General features: G+C 66.3%; 1 protein-coding gene. It reads left to right on the plus strand.

The features are described from left to right. Positions 1–2,141: FtsX-like permease family protein (locus ABZW16_RS43795; RefSeq protein WP_354962075.1), on the plus strand; the 2,141-nt coding region annotated here is incomplete at its 5' end. Positions 2,142–2,276: the final 135 nt, after the last annotated feature.

Genomic DNA, 2,276 nt, shown 5'->3' on the forward strand with positions numbered 1-2,276 from the left:
CCGAACCGGACAAGTTCGTGCAAGGCGTGCCACCTACCCACGAAGGCGAGATCGCGCTCAATACCGGCGGCGCGGATCGGGCCGGTCTGCATGTCGGGGACAAGACCAAGGTGCTGATCCCCTCGCATGGCGGTCCGATCGATGTCACCCTCACCGGCATCTACGAAGTCTCCTCGGACACCGGCGGATTCATCGGCGTGCTGTTCGATGACGCACAGGCGCGCAAGCTGTTCACCGACGGCTCGCATGTCGCCTACGTCGATATCGCGGCCACCGGGATGCCCGGCGACGAACTGCGCGACAAGATCGCCAATGTACTGCCGGATTACAAGGTGCAGAACGGCGATCAGGTGCGCGCCGATCTGAAAAAGGAAGTCTCCAACGCCCTGAACTTCATCAACTACTTCCTGCTCGCCTTCGGCGCGATCGCGCTGATCGTCGGCACCTTCATCATCTACAACACCTTCTCGATGATCGTGGCCCAGCGGTTGCGCGAGCTGGCGCTGCTGCGCGCGGTGGGCGCCAGCCGACAACAGGTCGGCACCTCGGTGGTCGCCGAGGCCTTTGTCATCGGATTGATCGGCAGCGCAATCGGTTTGGCGTGCGGCATCGGTCTGGCCTTCGGGCTCTCGGCCCTGCTCAACGCCTTCGATCTCGGATTGCCGACCGGTTCGCTCACCGTGCTGCCGCGCACCGTGGTCGTCGGACTGCTGGTCGGGCTGCTGGTGACGGTGGTCAGCGCCTATGCGCCCGCCCGCCGCGCCGCCAAGATTCCGCCGGTGGAGGCCATGCGCGAGGAATTCGCCTCGGCCGGGGAGTCGCTGCGGGTCCGGACCGGGAGCGGCATCCTGCTCGCCATTGCCGGTGCGGTGCTCGTCGTGCTCGGTGCGCAGAAGACCGGCGGCCACGCCGCTCTGACGGTCGGGATAGGCGCGCTCGGCTTGATCTTCGCGGTGCTGCTCGCCGCGCCCGCGCTGTCGCGGCCGGTGGTCGGCGTGCTCGGTACGCTGCTGCGGCCCTTCGGTCCGATCGGACGGATGTCGCGCAATAATGCCGCGCGCAATCCGCGCCGGACTGCGGCAACGGCCTTCGCGCTCACCCTCGGTCTGATGCTGGTGACCGCGATCGGCATGCTGGGCGCGTCGGCGAAGGCGAGCGTCGGCGTGCTCGTCGACAAGGGGGTGAAGGCCGACTATGTGCTGGCCGGGCCGCAGATGATCGGTGTGCCGCTCGGTGCCGGTGATGCGGTACGCAAGTCGGTGCCCGGCGTTGCCGAGGTGGTCGGGCTGCGCGGTGCCGCCTTCAAGATCGGCGATGACCAGATCGGCGGCACCGAATTCGATGGCGCGCCCGACAGTGTCCTGAACTACGACATGATCAAGGGCACCAGCACGCTGGGCGATCACGATGTCATGGTGTCGCAGGACGAGGCCGATAAACGCGGCTGGAAGGTCGGCGACCAGGTCAGCGTGACCAGCCTCGGATTCAAGAAGATTGCGGTCAAGGTGGTCGGCATCTACAAGAAGACGCCGCTGCTCGGCCAGATGGTGGTGTCGCCGGTCATGTACGACGAGGTGATGCCGGTCAACTTCCGGACCAACCTGTTCATGTTCGTCAAGGCGAAGCCGGGCGCCGATCTGCCCCAGATGCGCACCGACCTGGAGAACGCCACCGAGCAGTTCGTGGTGGTCCAGGTGCTGGACCGGGAGGACTTCAAGGGTGCGCAGGGCAAGCAGATCAATACGCTGCTGGCCATCCTCTACGGACTGCTCGCGCTGGCGGTGGTGATCGCCATTCTCGGCATCGTCAATACCCTGGCGCTGTCGGTGGTGGAGCGGCGCAGGGAGATCGGCATGCTCCGCGCGGTCGGTATGCAGCGGGCGCAGGTCCGACGGACCATCTATCTGGAATCCATGCTGATCGCGGTGTTCGGGGCGATCGTCGGGATGCTGCTCGGGCTCGGTCTCGGTGTCGGCTTCCTGCGCACGCTGCGTGATCTGGGCCTCGATGAGATCGCGATTCCGTGGAACCAGCTGGTGCTGGTGCTGATCAGCTCGGCCGTGGTCGGTGTGCTCGCCGCGCTGTGGCCCGGTATCCGGGCCGCCCGGACGCCACCGCTGGCCGCCATCGCGGATCTGTAGGACTAGCCCGAGCGCTCGATGCCGACCGGTGTCGAGCGCTCGGGTGGGATGGCGTTGCGGCCGTAGTCGATGCCAGGCCATAACGGATGTCGTGAACGGGCTCCGTTGAGTCGCTGTCACCCACTCCTGTGACAG

The sequence above is a fragment of the Nocardia sp. NPDC004604 genome (assembly GCF_040609795.1).
Lineage (GTDB): Bacteria > Actinomycetota > Actinomycetes > Mycobacteriales > Mycobacteriaceae > Nocardia.